The organism is Pseudomonas viciae, from assembly GCF_004786035.1.
GTDB lineage: Bacteria > Pseudomonadota > Gammaproteobacteria > Pseudomonadales > Pseudomonadaceae > Aquipseudomonas > Aquipseudomonas viciae.
This window is the reverse complement of record NZ_CP035088.1, coordinates 2,117,844-2,131,111: the sequence shown is the minus strand read 5'-3', so window position 1 is coordinate 2,131,111 and position 13,268 is coordinate 2,117,844. Positions and strand designations below refer to the sequence as shown.

The following is a 13,268-nucleotide window of genomic DNA, read 5'->3' as shown; positions in this document are numbered from 1 at the left end:
TCGACATGAGCAAAGCAGACGAGCTGGCGGCCAAACTGAGGCAAGCCCAACGGACCCCGGCCGATACCGATCATTGTGCCGACCTGGCCATCGAACACTGGCCCGCTCAGGTCTACGAGTTATACCGTCAGATCGAGACCTGGCTGGCGCCGGTCTGCGAGGCCGGCCTGGACATCCGGCACAACCCCACCCACGTATTCGAAAGTCACTTCAGCGGCTCGACTTACAGCTACGCCATCGATCAGTTGGTGATTGAAGGCAACCACCGGCGCATCGAACTCGACCCGATCGCCCGCTTTTCTTCCAAGGGAGAAGGCTGTATTGAAGTCCATATGACGGGGCAGGAACGCTGCATTGTGCGAACCGTGGGTGAGCATGGTGAATCACTGTGGCACACCCAGGCGCTCCGCTCGACCGGGCAACAGCAACCCGAGCCCATGGTGCTGAACGAAGACGCTCTGATTGCACTGGTAGAAGAAGGCCTGGGGCTTTAACGCAAATGGGCGACCTCTTGAGGTCGCCCATTTGTATTGAGTCAAACTGATCAGCCGCTGATCTGCGCCGCTGACTCAATGACTCCATCAGACGCGATTTCAATCGGTGGCGGCGTAAGTGGCACCGTCTGCCTTCCCACCAGACTGTTCAAGGCGTTGTCGATTTCGTCCGCCGCGCCTTGTGCGCATCGGGCATCTACCCAGCACCAGTAAGGATCAGACATCAGCCCGCCCACCGCTTGTGCGCACAGCTCGTCGCTGCTGATGCCCACCTTTCCCGCAGCAGCAATCACGGCCATAAGGGCTTGCTCTAACTGGGAAATTCGCTCGGTAGTCACAACTCGCCAACTTGATGGTTAAACAAGTGCAGAGCATACCATGCCATCAATGTGCCACCGACCATGGCGCGCTCAACGGTCGTCCATTCAACAGCCTTTGGCTTTGCGCGCGCGGGGAACGGGTTAGGAACCGACTCACGGGGAAAGTTGCCATTGTCACGGGTGCCAGCTGTTTTTAACCCGCCGTACTACATGTCGTCGCGCTCGGAGTCAGTGACGCCCCCCGAACGGCGGAACGTGCAGCCAGAAGAGTCAGCACGGCGGCCATGCCCAACACGGCCGCGCTGGTTTCGAAGGTCGCTTGATACCCGCTCAGGTCAAACAGTATGCCGCCCACCGTTGCACCCGCCGCAATGGCAAGTTGGACGATCGCCACCATCAATCCGCCCCCGGCTTCGGCATTATCCGGCAGCGTGCGCGCCAGCCAGGTCCACCAGCCTACGGGGGCAGCGGTGGCCACCAGGCCCCAGAGACCGAGCAGGAACGTCGTGATCATCACTGACCCGCCGAACCACACAAGAGCCATGGCGATGGCGGCCATCAACAGGGGAATGACGATGAGCGTCCGATACAGCCCGTTCTTCAAGAATGCCCCGATCAGGAAGGTACCCAGCAAACCCGCCACGCCAATCACCAGCAACATGAAGGAAAGCATCGACACGCTCACCTGCGTCACCGTCTCAAGGAACGGTCGCAGGTAAGTGAACAGCATGAACTGGCCCATGAAGAACGTGCTGACGGCCAACATGCCCAGCGCGACCGGAGCACGGGTCATCAACCGGAAGACGTTATTGCTGCCCTCCTTCGGCTGCGAATGCATGGAGGGCATGCGCAACAGCAGCCAGACCAACGCAACGGCTGCAACAGGCACGATGCAAAAGAACGCGCCACGCCAACCGATGATCGCCCCCAATAGGCTGCCCAACGGCGCCGCGATCACGGTCGCCAAGGCATTGCCGCCGTTGACGATGGCCAATGCCCGCGGGACCTGATCGTCCTGCACCAGCCGCATCGCCGTGGCCGCCGACAGTGACCAGAAACCGCCAATCGCCACCCCGATCAACGCGCGACCGACCATGAAGGTGGCGTAGTTGGGCGCCAGTGCGGCCACCGTTGCGGAAACGATCATCAGCAGCGTCAGACCTGACAACAACCATTTGCGGTCGACCCGGGCGGCAATTGATGCGATGAACAGACTGGTGATCAGGGCGAACGCGCCGGAAACAGCAATGCCCTGGCCGGCTTGCCCTTCGCTGACCTGCAGATCGCTCGCGACCGGCGTCAACAGGCTGACCGGCATGAACTCCGATGCAACGAGGGCGAACGCGGCGAGTGACATGGCGAATACCGCGCTCCATGCGGGTTGGCCTTTTGATTTCGGCAAAGAGGTATCGGTCATCGGAGGGAATCCTGTGTTTCTGGATGGACTTGAACGTCGGGACACTCAGGGCTCAAAGAGGCGCACTGCGGCACCGAGGGTCGGCGCCGCAGAACAGGAGCATCAGCGGTTGCTTCAGATTGTTGTGCGAGAACCCGGTCAACGTTGCTCAACCGGGCCTCGAAGATCAGCTAGCCAAGGTCGCGTTATCGATCACGAAGCGATACTTGACGTCACCGTTGATGTGCATCTTCGGGGATCCCCCCCGATATCCGGTAGTGCATTTCGCTGGAGTTCTTGCCTGATCCTGTGACTTCACAGACTGCATATAGGCAGCGCTTCGCTTGGCGGGTTAATGTTCTGCCCAGAGCTATTAACCTGAGATGACACCTGAACCCAATATGGCCACTCAACGCAGATCCCCACAAGAGACGCTCGCCGACCTCATTGGTGCCCGCACCACTGGAACCGGCGACTTCGAAACCTCGATCGCCGGCCTCGCCTTCTTCCGACGCGAAGCCCTTGCACCGCCCGCCACCTGCATGATCGGGCCGAGCATCGTGCTCGTGGCCCAAGGCGTGAAACAGGTATGGATCGGTGGCCAGGCCTATGGGTACGACACCACGCGTTTCTTCATGACGTCACTGGATTTGCCGGCCAATTCCGAAGTGATCGCGGCAGCCCCGGAACAGCCCTGCCTGGGCCTGGTCATGCGGCTCGACCTGCGCCTGGTGGCCGATCTGGTCGCCCAGGGTGAGATCGCGCCGTGTCGTGATCGCCCCGTCGGGATCGGCGCGGGGATCGGTACGGTAACGCCCGAACTGCTGGAGCCGTTCGTGCGCCTGCTGATGCTGCTCGATGAACCTGAAGCGATCCCGGTACTGGCGCCGCTGATCCAGCGCGAGATTCACTACCGGCTGTTGATGAGCGACCAGGCTGCCCGACTGCGGCAGATCGCCTCGGTGGACAGCCAGGGTCACCGGATCGCCAAGGCCATCGATTGGTTGAAGTTGAACTACACCGAGCAGATCCGCGTGGACGACCTCGCGGCGCTGGTACAGATGAGCGCGCCCACGTTTCATCACCACTTCCGTCAACTGACCGCGATGAGCCCGCTGCAGTACCAGAAGTGGCTGCGGTTGAACGAAGCGAAACGCTTGATGCTCAACGACTATGTGGACGTGGCGAGTGCGGCCTTCAAAGTGGGTTATGAAAGCCCCTCGCAGTTCAGCCGTGAATACGCCCGCCTGTTTGGCGCGCCACCCAAGCGGGATATCGCGGCGTTGCGTAGCCCGGCCAAGGCTGTTTGATTCATCATCGCGCATGGATTAACCGTGGGAGCAAAGCTTGCTCGCGATGCAGGCGCCTTGGCCTTCAGGAGACCGCGTTAGCTTCATCGCGGGCAAGCCTTGCTCCCACGAGGCCGTGCCTTTGCGCCAAGGCAACACACTTCAACGCCAAGATCATCGTCGGATCAACAAGCGCCACGGTGTGCCCATTGATGTCGAACGCTTCGCAATGCCCAAGCACCAAGGGCAACTCCGTACACCCCAAAATCAGAACCCCCGCCCCCAACTCACACAAATGCTCCGCCGCCAGCAACAGTTGCTCCCTGCAAAGCCCTTCTGTGAAACCAGCCTTGACCCCCCGCGGCCCGTAGATGGCGTCCATGACCATCGCCTGATAATCGACACCCGGCGTAAGGATCTGAAGCCCGGCGCGGCGTGCCGCCTGGTGATAGACCTGGCTTTGCACGGTACCGGAGGTCGCCAGCAGACCAATCGCCTTGCCCGAACCGTAGGTGTGCACGACCCACTCCACCGTCTCGGTCAGCATGTTGACGATGGGCACCCTCAGGTGTGCCTGGATGCGCTCGACGAAGGCATGGGCGGTATTGCAAGGAATCGCGATGGCGTTGGCACCCGCGCTTTCGAGGCGTTTGCAGGTGGCGTACATCGCCATGGTCGGATCGGTTTCATCCCGTAGCAGGTTCGCCGTCCGGTCCGGTATCTGCGGGTTCTGCTCGACCACCATCTTGATGTGGTCCTGGTCCTTTCCCGCCGGCGTATTGGCCACCACCTTGGCCATGAAATCCACCGTGGCGGCAGGCCCAACGCCGCCGACGATGCCCAATTTGAAGGGCGGCCGCCTGGGCTGTTGCTGATCCAGCGTCGCGAAGTCCGCGTAGATCTCGTTGATATCCAGCACCGCGATCCCACGGCGCTGCAAGTCGGCACACACCAGCGAAAGCTCGGTCATGCCGGGCAGGACCACCGTCGCACCCTGGGCTTGCAACGAGAGGCACGCCTGGTAGACCGCTTCAAGCGGCACACCGTCGAGGTGACCGTCCTTGATGCCGTTGAGGCCGTACATGGCGTCCATCAACCCTGCTTGAGCATCTGCGTCGGGGTAGACAATCTGGAAGTCTTTCCCAAAATGCCGCTCGAACAATCCGCAATGACGCACGAAGTCAGAGGCGATGACGCCCAGGGTCGTCTGGGGTGGCACCGTGTGGCTGACGTGCCGGGTCAAGGCGGCCATCATGTCCAGCACGGGAATACCCAGCTCATCTTCTATCTCCGCACGGAAAGTCTGGCTGGCGAAGCACGGGAGCATCACCGCATCGAAGCCACTTTCCTCGAACGACTTGCACACCTGGAACACATAGAACTTGCGCGACGTCATGCTCGCGCCTTGGTCCAGCGGCAACAGCACATCCTTGAAGGGGTGCTGCTCGAACAGAAAGTGGTAGCGCCCTTGATCCTCGAGCACCGCACGGGACTTGACCAACTTGTAGAACAGATCGCCCCCGGCCAGTGACCCAAGCCCACCGACAATGCCCAACTTGCGGACAACAGAGGCCTGGTGGCTCACCTTCGCTTTAACCTTCATGACCCTCTCCTCAAACAACCGGAACCGGTTCGGATCGGGACCGAACGGGGGAATGCGCGCCCTCGTCTTCAGCGGCCTCTTCGAAAGGCTCGGACTTGGCGACCACCGCCGTCGCGATGCTGTTACCCACCACGTTGGTGGCCGTGCGGGCCATGTCCAGGAACTGGTCGATGCCAATGATCAACAACAGTCCCGCCTCAGGAAGATTGAACATCGGCAACGTGGCCGCGACCACGACGACCGAGGCGCGTGCGACACCGGCCATGCCCTTGCTGGTGATCATCAATGTCAGAAGAATCAGCAGTTGCTGGGTGAAACTCAGGTCAATGTTGTAGGCCTGGGCGATGAACAGGATGGCGAACGCCTGGTACATCATGGAACCGTCCAGGTTGAACGAATAACCCAGGGGCAACACGAAGCTGGACACGCGTTTGGGTGCGCCAAACTTCTCCAGCGCTTCGATAGTTTTCGGGTAGGCGGACTCGCTGCTGGCGGTGGAAAACGCCAGGAGGATCGGCTCGCGGATGAGCTTGCCGAGGTGGAAAACGGAGCGACCGAGAAACAGGTAGCCGGCACCGAACAGCAGCACCCATAGGATCAGGATCCCCAAGTAGAACTCGGCAATCAGCTTGCCGTAATCGACGAGCAAGCCAAGCCCCTGGGTGGTGATGGCCGAGGCGATGGCGGCAAAAACCCCAATCGGCGCGAAGGCCATGACGTAGTCGGTGATCTTGAACATCACCTTCGCCAGCTCTTCGATGGAGTCGGTGATCCGCGTATAGCCCGCCCGTTTCACGCCCGCCAACGCAAAGCCGAAGAACAGCGAAAACACCACGATCTGCAGGATCTCGTTGTTGGCCATCGCCTCAGCAATACTGCGAGGGAACACATGACCGATGAACGCCTTGAGGCTGAAATCGCCGGTGTTGACCGGCACGGCAGCCGTCGCTTGCTGGGCCACGTCCATATTCAGCCCGGCACCGGGTTGAAACAGATTGACCAGGCCCATACCGATCAGCAGCGATACCACCGAAGCGGTAACGAACCAGGCCATCGCCCGAGCGCCAATCCTGCCGACGGAACGTGAATTGCCCATGCTGGCGATACCACCGACCAGCGTCGCAAAGACCAGCGGCGCGATGATCATCTTGATCATGCGCAGGAAAATATCGGTGACCATCGAAAAGTAAGAAGCTATCTCTTTGGCACTTTGCTCGCTCCCTGCGAAATGGTGACACGCCCAACCCACCAGCACGCCGAGGGCGATACCCATTGCAATTCGACGTGGGAGCTTATTCTTCTTCACGGTGCTGTCCTCAAGTAGTTATTGGAGTTTTTTACTTGGCAGGGATCAAGTGGATGTACCGATACTCTTGGCGGCATGGGTACTACGGTAATGATTCTAAGGAGCGGATCCGGGGAGATGATGAGTAATCCTGCTAGCTCCATGCGCTTTTGGAATAGTTAACGAAAAGCCACGCTGGGCCGGGCAGTTGCGACGTAAAATGGCGCTCTCACAGCGGGAGATCCTGATATGCAACTCAAGTGGCTGGACGATCTACTGGCGATCGCCGAATGGAAAAACTTCTCCCGCGCCGCCGAAGTCCGCTGCGTGACGCAATCGGCCTTGTCGCGCCGAATCCAGTGCCTCGAGGAATGGGTGGGGGTCAAGCTGGTGGACCGTGGCACCTACCCCGTCCAGCTCACGGCCGCAGGCATCACCTTCTGCGACGAAAGCAGAGAAGCCCTCGCCGGTTTACTGAGATTGCGCTCGATGCTGCGTGACGTAGAGCGGATGCCGGGACGCTCCATCCAGATCACCGCAGGTCACAGCCTCTCGATGACCTTTCTGCCGAAATGGCTTTCGCAGTTCCAGCAAAACACCGAGCAGTTCAACGCTCGGGTGGTCGCCGCCAATATTCATGACGCCGTTATCGCGCTGGAGGAAGGCAGTTGCGATTTGATGATGGTCTACCACCATCCGCTGGCGCCGATCCTGCTGGACGCCGAGCGCTTCGGCAGCCTGACCCTCGGCCACGATGCGTTCATCCCTCTGTGTGCCCCCAACCCTAAAGGCGAACCGCTGTTCCCCTTGCCGGGCCGCTCCGGCAAACCCGTCCCTTACTTGGCCTACACGGCCACGACATTCCTGGGTCGCGTGGCGGATATCGTCATCAAGAACGGCCCGGCACCGACTGAGCTGGAGCGCTGTTACGAGGCCGACATGGCGATGCTGCTGATGCGCATGGCCATCGAAGGCTATGGCGTGGCCTGGTTGCCACAGAGCGCGGTGGCTGATGAGTTGGAGCGTGGGTTGTTGGTCCGGGCTGGCAGCGAGGAATGGAGCACGCGGCTGGAGATCCGCTCGTATTGTGCGATCGCCAATCGGAATCCGACGATGCGTAAGCTGTGGAAGACGTTGGAGGGGGCTTCACTGCATCGACCTGGCAATGCGTCTGCGGCGCTAGCGGAAACCAACGGCTGAATGATCTGCGCTCGGCTACGCGTTCAAACCGTTCCAGCCGTGGATACCGACGTACAAACCAACACCGATGATCAACACGCTGGACAGGTAAGGTGCGCGCCGCGCAACACTGCCCAACCAAGGCCAGCGGTTGGAGGCCTGCCTTGCCCCTATGGCCGCAGCCGCGCCCACGGTCACGAGGGTGATTGCCAAGCCGATACTGAAGCTCAGCACCAGCATGCCGCCCAGCGCGACTTCCTTGACCTGAAGGCACAGCAGCAAGACGGTAATGGCCGCCGGGCAAGGAATCAAACCACCCGTCAGGCCGAACACGACGATCTGGCCCGTGGTGACCTCCCGATTGGTGAAGCGCTTACGGATATCGTTGGCGTGCGCCCGCTCATGGGCATCCTGATAGCCATCGAGGGACGGCGCCAGGTCTTTCAGCTCGTCGTGGTTGTGGTCGTCGTGATGATCGTGATGATGAGTGTGATCGTGACGATGCTCGAGCTTGAACACCTGCTCGCCACGCCAGGTACGCCACAACATCCACAGCGCGATGGCGATGATCAGCCCGGAAGACGCCAGTTGGAAATAGGGCTCGGTGGTCTTGGCATCCAGCCCCTGGCCGAGGTACATGCCGCCAATGGCGACCAGCCACACCACGGCCGTGTGGGAAAGCGTAGCCGCCAAGCCCAGCAACACCGCTTGCTTTACCGAGCCACGGATGGCCACGATAAACGCCGCCATCATGGTTTTTGAATGGCCCGGTTCCAAACCATGCAAGGCGCCCAGCAAGATAGCGCTGGGAAAATACAGCCAGGCGTGAGCGCCCCCCTGTTGCAGCAACTCAGCAAAATTGGGCATGTCGGGCCTAGAGGTACTTGGTGATTTGTTTGAAGGCTTCCAGGGGCGCGCGCTCGCCTTTATTTAGCGACGAAACGGTGTCCTCCAGGCAGTGATCGATGTGATCCTGGATCAACGTGCGCTTGGCCTGGCACACCGCTTTTTCCACCGCATGCAACTGCTGAGCGATATCCACGCACTCACGACCCTCTTCGATCATCGTGATAATGCTGCGCAAATGACCGTCCGCACGCTTGAGGCGCTTGATGATCGCTGCATGGCTTTGGTGGGGATGTTCGTGGTCGTGCGCACTCATGACTTGAGCCTTGGGTTTCGATGAATCAACACCGCCATCCTATCCCCCCAGGGAGGATACAAGCAAACCCATCGAAACGCTGATTAACCTGTGGGAGCGGGCTTGCTCGCGAAGGCGTCGGCACAGCCAGCATCCTGCAAACTGACACACCGCTTTCGCGAGCAAGCCCGCTCCCACAAATCGCTGCCTGCAAAGGATGGTGAGTCAGGCAGGAGACCTTATGAGATCACCCACTTCCCTTACGACGCCAAAACCTGCGCCTGCAATCGCCGCCCAACCACATCCAGCAAATCACACCCATCGCGCAGGGGAATCGCTAGCACTTGGGCAAAATCATGGCGTACCACCGCGTCCGTACTGATGTCGGAACGCATGGCGAGGTTTTCCAGCAACTGGGTGACAGCGGCGATGCGGTAAGCGGCGGTGTCGTGCAGCACGTCCAGCGGCGCTTCTGTGTCGATCAGGAGCGCGTGGAGGTTGTTTTCAATACCGGTGATGGGCATGTAACGGGACATGAGGGGTTACTCCTGCGGGGATGGGAGGTCAGTGCTGGGTTGAAGATAGGGATGCCACGGATGAAGGACCGAATCCGAGGTCGGAATTCGTAGGTTGAGCAGGAGGTGGTAGTTGATGTAATGGAACACAGATTGGATGAGGTTGAGATAATGCGTGCCTTGCGGACACAGTTTTAAAGCAATAGCTGTACCTTTTTTCATTGGGTGATCTCAGGATTAATTGAAAAAATCCCAGGCATTAGGGCTTCCACACCCTGCCGCTGAATTTGCAGCGACGGAGAAAACTTAGCGCACGGGGTGATTCGGTGAATAGTCAGCGGGGAGCGACACAGCTTGAGGGAAATTTCCGATGGGGGCGTCCGGCGATGGATTGGGCTGCGCAACTATGGGCGGCAAGGACAAATCTCGAAACGAATGAGCGCTCAACGCCTTTCGTCCAGGTCGCAACATAGGCCATGCCTGCGGGATGGGCTATAATCCGCCCACCAGCGTGATTTGAGGTCCAGCCCCATGGGCAATGTCAGCCTTGAAACCAAAAAGGCCTATGCCGCCAGGACGCGTAGATCCAACTACGCGGCCAGCCTCCGTCTTGAAGGCTTCAAAGTGACCCTCGCGGACGGCGAATGCAAAATGCCAACGCGTGAAGAGGTCTTGAAGGCCTTCACCCAGACCAGAACTAATGCCTGACAAATATGGAGTCGGCGAGGACGCTTATTGCTATCCCGGCTCCACGGTCCTTCGCAACAAACTCGACATCCGTGACGAACTGACCCTAAGCGCAGCCGAACAACAGCTCTCGGCCATCGCGGCGGACAACGTCGAATTCAGCCCTCCTCCCTACAGCCTGGCTGATCTGCAGAACATTCATCGAATTCTCTTTTCGGACCTTTTCGAGTGGGCTGGGGAGCTGCGCACCGTTGGCATGTCCAAACAAACCACCCGCTTCTGCCAACCCGAGTACATGGAAAAGGAAGCCAATAAAATATTCGCCAACATGGCGGCGGCAAACTGGTTCGAGGGGATGAGCCGGGCTGACCTGATCGTCGCCGTTGCAGAAGCCTATTCCGATATCAACGTCGTACACCCCTTCCGCGAAGGCAATGGCCGTGCGCAACGCATCCTGTTTGAACACCTCATCATGAATGCCGGATTTGAAATCAGCTGGTGGGGAATTGAGAAAGATGAGTGGATCTGCGCAAATATCGCGGCTTACAACTGCGTCCCTGGACCGATGGAGCTGGTATTCGAAAAGTGTATCGGACAGCCGATTCGGCCTTGACCAGCCGACTGTACTCACCCTCACCGCCTTACGATTTACTCCGCCAAGTGATACAGTTGCCGCCAATTAACATCTGCTGAAGCACTGAACATGTACAAGACAAAGTCATTCCCAATCAACAAAGAAGGTCGAGACTTTGTAGTGGGCGACATTCACGGGCACTTCAAGCTTCTAACGTCAGCCTTAAACAAACTAAACTTCAATACTGATCTGGATCGTATTTTTTCCGTGGGCGATCTCATCGACCGGGGCCCCGATTCCGAAGACGTGTTGAACTGGCTTAAGGAGCCGTGGTTCCATGCGGTGCGCGGCAATCATGAGCAGATGCTTATTGACTGTATCTCCGGCCACGGAGATATCCCCCGGCATATCCGAAACGGCGGCGCTTGGCTCTATACACTACAACCCGCCACCCAGCATGAACTTTTAAAGTCCTTGCAAGAACTCCCACTAATCATTGAAGTCAATTTGGCAAGCGATCGAACAATTGGCATTGTGCATGCCGAAGCGCCTATCAGCAGACATCACGATGGCTGGCAGGAAGCAAAGGACGCAATAACTGGAAAACTCGGGGAACAAAATCAGCAGTTGGCCCTGAAAACAGCGCTGTATGCCAGAGAAAAAATCGAGCGACAAGACCACACTCCAATAAAAGGAATAAACCAGCTCTACGTTGGCCACTCAACAGTGTCGAGCGTCACACGTCTGGGCAACGTCATATATACCGACACCGGCTGTTCATTTTCCGATGGGGCGTTAAGCCTCGTAGAGATCAAAACCGAAACCATCACCGACATCAGCATGACACAATGAGTTAAGGGATCAGTCGTACTCGCTCCCAGACTACCCGCATGCCTAGCCGTTTACATACGGGCTCGTTGTTCAGCCGCACTGACAACGATGTGCCCCTGCGCAAACTCCATTGTTCGATCCACTCGCGAGATCCCCTCGAGAATGCCCGCCCCTTGCTTGCTCTCCCTTGCGATAGAGACCAGATAAGCGTGCGGGGGCACGGATATTTAGAACCTCTTCCAGTGATGATGCGCGCTTCAACGTGGTGCGTTCAAATATTCGGCGACTATCGCTGCAGTGGCCTTCCTGCTTGGCGAAGGACAAATTCAAATGTAAAAAAGCCCGCACATGGCGGGCTATGATGGTTGAACCTAGCTCAGCTTATTGGCCTGGACCGTAATCAGCTCTCGCTCGGGAGCAATGAGCTTCTTTTTCAGCCAGCGACGCAGGTCCAGATGTTTGTCTTCAAGAAGCCATGCGCAAGCAGCCGCAAACAGCACACACAGGAAGATTGACAGCCACGCATTGGCCATTTGGGACACATTCATATACTTGCTGATCAACACGCGAATCGGCTCATGCGTTAGGTACATTGCATAAGAGACATATGCACCTTTCGCCACTACCCACCTGACTGACGAGACGACGGGAAGATTCGTGCTCGCTAACACTACAAACATCAATACCACACCGACTAGAATCATAAGCTGCAAATCATACATATTTATCTGACTCGCTAGCGAAAGCTTCTGAAACCGCCACGACATTCCAACTACAACGGCGGCAAGCGGTACAAGAATTTGCTTCCAGTTAGTCTGCGGTGCATAAACATAAATCGCAGCACAGGCGGCCCCAAGAAACCACTCCCATGCAACAGACTCCCATACCGTAAAATACCCCACAACGAGGACCGCAGGTCCAGCAAGGGCAATTGCAAAGACTCTTTCAGTCAAGGACATCGACCGCCAAAAAAAAGCAATGCCGAAAAATACATACAACCACCATTCAATGGCTATCGTCCAAAGAACACTGTTACCACCGTAAACCTTTATCGGCGGCACGCCTTCAATCATCCGAGCAAACGGAGTATGCTGAAGCTGCAGAAGGTGCCCGACCAAGTCCCAAGTTGCTGGAGGTACACGACCTAACACCATTATAAAAACAACATATGAAATAATCAGCGCCGGAATATACAGAACATAAATCCTGCTGAAGCGATCGATCATATATTCACTAAAACTATATTTGACCTTATTCAAACATTGATAAGCGATCAGAAACCCTGATAGCCAGAAAAAAACAACAACGGCCAGACTCTGAAAGGGAACTACCTTTCCAAACCAACTTACCGGAACCACTCCTACAAGGGTATGACCTACCAAGACTGAGAAGGCAGCCAACGCTCGTATGAGGTTGAGCATGGTCGATTGCCCGATGGTCAAGCTCTTAATCACAACACGTGTCCCTACTTAAGTTACGTCCTGACGCATGGATTATTTTTGCCCCGTTCAGAGGCATGACGGCCATAGACTTACGGAAGCATTGTAAGTATTAGCTTACAAATTATCTACATTAGTTTTGGGGAGGTAGCCGCTAGTTTTTTCCAACGACGCCCCACCACAAGGACAGGCTAAAACGTGGGGATCTCGGGCCCGGCCATTTCCAGGCGAACCTCGGTAGCACTGTGATTAAACGCAGCCAAGCGCGCCTTGCCAGGCACGGCTGGATCATCCCCTGATCGTTACAGCTTTTCGGTTTGCGCGCTCGCTGCTAACAGATTCCGCCAGCTCCGTTTCGCGGCGTTAGATCCGGACCCGGATGACCTGCTTGCGGTGGAAGGGCTAGTTTTACTAATAAACTGTCCTCCCGTCCCGATTAATCCGTATCTGCGCTTTGTAGGCCGTCAAGTTGACTTGGCACTTACGCGATGTGATCGTGCCCAGTTGCTACATTG

The 13,268-nt window shown here is 57.5% G+C and carries 14 protein-coding genes; 6 read left to right on the top strand and 8 right to left on the bottom strand.

All coding sequences use genetic code 11. The features are described from left to right. Window positions 1-5: 5 nt before the first annotated feature. A complete protein-coding gene (locus EPZ47_RS09735) occupies window positions 6-494 on the top strand; it encodes a hypothetical protein (protein ID WP_135847968.1) in 489 nt (162 codons plus the stop codon). 50 nt (window positions 495-544) lie between these two features. Here EPZ47_RS09735 and EPZ47_RS09730 read toward each other — a convergent pair whose 3' ends face one another. Both EPZ47_RS09730 and EPZ47_RS09725 read right to left on the bottom strand, forming a co-directional pair. Further along, window positions 545-793, bottom strand: coding sequence for a hypothetical protein (locus EPZ47_RS09730; RefSeq protein WP_178084244.1), 249 nt, complete (start codon window positions 791-793; stop codon window positions 545-547). Window positions 794-1,007: 214 nt separating this feature from the next. After that, the gene (locus EPZ47_RS09725) at window positions 1,008-2,231 is read right to left on the bottom strand and encodes an MFS transporter (RefSeq protein WP_135844561.1); all 1,224 of its coding nucleotides are present in this window, start codon (window positions 2,229-2,231) and stop codon (window positions 1,008-1,010) included. 380 nt (window positions 2,232-2,611) lie between these two features. Between EPZ47_RS09725 and EPZ47_RS09720 the strand changes: the two genes are divergently transcribed. Then, window positions 2,612-3,520 carry an AraC family transcriptional regulator gene (locus tag EPZ47_RS09720; protein ID WP_135844560.1) on the top strand — a complete coding sequence of 303 codons (909 nt, stop codon included), beginning with the start codon at window positions 2,612-2,614 and terminating at the stop codon, window positions 3,518-3,520. Between the two features lie 64 nt (window positions 3,521-3,584). On the opposite strand, the gene cuyB is transcribed toward EPZ47_RS09720, so the two are convergent. Both cuyB and EPZ47_RS09710 read right to left on the bottom strand, forming a co-directional pair. Next, complete coding sequence (cuyB, locus tag EPZ47_RS09715; RefSeq protein WP_135844559.1) at window positions 3,585-5,102, bottom strand: cysteate racemase; 1,518 nt, start codon at window positions 5,100-5,102, stop codon at window positions 3,585-3,587. 10 nt (window positions 5,103-5,112) lie between these two features. Next, on the bottom strand, window positions 5,113-6,408 hold the full coding sequence (locus EPZ47_RS09710; RefSeq protein WP_135844558.1) for a dicarboxylate/amino acid:cation symporter: 1,296 nt from the start codon (window positions 6,406-6,408) through the stop codon (window positions 5,113-5,115). 228 nt (window positions 6,409-6,636) lie between these two features. Between EPZ47_RS09710 and EPZ47_RS09705 the strand changes: the two genes are divergently transcribed. Continuing rightward, window positions 6,637-7,587 (top strand): LysR substrate-binding domain-containing protein, encoded by a 951-nt coding sequence (locus EPZ47_RS09705; protein ID WP_135844557.1) that lies wholly within the window; start codon window positions 6,637-6,639, stop codon window positions 7,585-7,587. Window positions 7,588-7,602: 15 nt separating this feature from the next. Here EPZ47_RS09705 and EPZ47_RS09700 read toward each other — a convergent pair whose 3' ends face one another. The 3 genes from EPZ47_RS09700 to EPZ47_RS09690 all read right to left on the bottom strand — a co-directional run bounded on the left by EPZ47_RS09700 (window position 7,603) and on the right by EPZ47_RS09690 (window position 9,243). After that, complete coding sequence (locus EPZ47_RS09700) at window positions 7,603-8,433, bottom strand: nickel/cobalt efflux protein RcnA (protein ID WP_135844556.1); 831 nt, start codon at window positions 8,431-8,433, stop codon at window positions 7,603-7,605. Window positions 8,434-8,440: 7 nt separating this feature from the next. Beyond that, on the bottom strand, window positions 8,441-8,728 hold the full coding sequence (locus tag EPZ47_RS09695; protein WP_018610008.1) for a metal-sensing transcriptional repressor: 288 nt from the start codon (window positions 8,726-8,728) through the stop codon (window positions 8,441-8,443). A 239-nt stretch (window positions 8,729-8,967) separates the two neighbouring features. After that, window positions 8,968-9,243, bottom strand: a complete 276-nt coding sequence (locus EPZ47_RS09690; protein WP_135844555.1) for a hypothetical protein — start codon at window positions 9,241-9,243, stop codon at window positions 8,968-8,970. 510 nt (window positions 9,244-9,753) lie between these two features. Between EPZ47_RS09690 and EPZ47_RS09685 the strand changes: the two genes are divergently transcribed. From EPZ47_RS09685 to EPZ47_RS09675, 3 genes are all read left to right on the top strand, one after another. Next, window positions 9,754-9,930, top strand: coding sequence for a YhfG family protein (locus EPZ47_RS09685; protein WP_135844554.1), 177 nt, complete (start codon window positions 9,754-9,756; stop codon window positions 9,928-9,930). Continuing rightward, window positions 9,923-10,522, top strand: a complete 600-nt coding sequence (locus EPZ47_RS09680) for a putative adenosine monophosphate-protein transferase Fic (RefSeq protein ID WP_135844553.1) — start codon at window positions 9,923-9,925, stop codon at window positions 10,520-10,522. Before EPZ47_RS09685 ends, EPZ47_RS09680 begins: the two co-directional genes overlap by 8 nt. A gap of 90 nt (window positions 10,523-10,612) precedes the next feature. Next, on the top strand, window positions 10,613-11,335 hold the full coding sequence (locus EPZ47_RS09675) for a metallophosphoesterase (RefSeq protein WP_135844552.1): 723 nt from the start codon (window positions 10,613-10,615) through the stop codon (window positions 11,333-11,335). Window positions 11,336-11,685: 350 nt separating this feature from the next. Here the strand turns inward: EPZ47_RS09675 and EPZ47_RS09665 are convergent, their stop codons facing one another. Next, window positions 11,686-12,768: an acyltransferase family protein gene (locus tag EPZ47_RS09665; RefSeq protein ID WP_135844551.1), complete on the bottom strand. Its 1,083-nt coding sequence runs from the start codon at window positions 12,766-12,768 to the stop codon at window positions 11,686-11,688. Between the last annotated feature and the right edge of the window lie 500 nt (window positions 12,769-13,268).

Coding starts and splice junctions, on each gene's coding strand:
- EPZ47_RS09735 (WP_135847968.1), top strand. CDS start 6: ATGAGCAAAGCAGACGAGCTGGCGGCCAAACTGAGGCAAGCCCAACGG.
- EPZ47_RS09730 (WP_178084244.1), bottom strand. CDS start 793: ATGGCCGTGATTGCTGCTGCGGGAAAGGTGGGCATCAGCAGCGACGAG.
- EPZ47_RS09725 (WP_135844561.1), bottom strand. CDS start 2,231: ATGACCGATACCTCTTTGCCGAAATCAAAAGGCCAACCCGCATGGAGC.
- EPZ47_RS09720 (WP_135844560.1), top strand. CDS start 2,612: ATGGCCACTCAACGCAGATCCCCACAAGAGACGCTCGCCGACCTCATT.
- cuyB (WP_135844559.1), bottom strand. CDS start 5,102: ATGAAGGTTAAAGCGAAGGTGAGCCACCAGGCCTCTGTTGTCCGCAAG.
- EPZ47_RS09705 (WP_135844557.1), top strand. CDS start 6,637: ATGCAACTCAAGTGGCTGGACGATCTACTGGCGATCGCCGAATGGAAA.
- EPZ47_RS09700 (WP_135844556.1), bottom strand. CDS start 8,433: ATGCCCAATTTTGCTGAGTTGCTGCAACAGGGGGGCGCTCACGCCTGG.
- EPZ47_RS09695 (WP_018610008.1), bottom strand. CDS start 8,728: ATGAGTGCGCACGACCACGAACATCCCCACCAAAGCCATGCAGCGATC.
- EPZ47_RS09690 (WP_135844555.1), bottom strand. CDS start 9,243: ATGTCCCGTTACATGCCCATCACCGGTATTGAAAACAACCTCCACGCG.
- EPZ47_RS09685 (WP_135844554.1), top strand. CDS start 9,754: ATGGGCAATGTCAGCCTTGAAACCAAAAAGGCCTATGCCGCCAGGACG.
- EPZ47_RS09680 (WP_135844553.1), top strand. CDS start 9,923: ATGCCTGACAAATATGGAGTCGGCGAGGACGCTTATTGCTATCCCGGC.
- EPZ47_RS09675 (WP_135844552.1), top strand. CDS start 10,613: ATGTACAAGACAAAGTCATTCCCAATCAACAAAGAAGGTCGAGACTTT.